Here is a 255-nt window from a genome sequence, read left to right as displayed (position 1 = left end):
CACGCTGAGCTATGCCGAGCAGCCCTCGCCGGACGGTCTGGCGCAGGCCTTCCTGATCGGCGAGGAGTTCATCGGGGGCGAGGCCTGCGCGCTGGCGCTGGGCGACAACATCATCTACGGCGGCGGGCTGTCGCAGAAGCTGCGTGATGCGGCGGAGCGCGCGCAGACGGGCGTGTCGACGGTGTTCGGCTATCGGGTGGCGGACCCCGAGCGGTACGGCGTGGCGGAGTTCGACGCGACGGGCCGTGTGCTGTC

At 71.4% G+C, this 255-nt stretch carries 1 protein-coding gene; it reads left to right on the top strand.

Annotated features, from left to right (window positions below):
* On the top strand, positions 1-255 hold a 255-nt coding region (locus EOD42_RS25695; RefSeq protein ID WP_276318173.1), incomplete at both ends, for a sugar phosphate nucleotidyltransferase.

Origin of the sequence: Rhodovarius crocodyli, from assembly GCF_004005855.1 — a bacterium.
Taxonomy (GTDB): Bacteria; Pseudomonadota; Alphaproteobacteria; order Acetobacterales; family Acetobacteraceae; genus Rhodovarius; species Rhodovarius crocodyli.
Note: the sequence above shows the minus strand (reverse complement) of the source record. Positions and strands in the feature narration are given on the sequence as shown.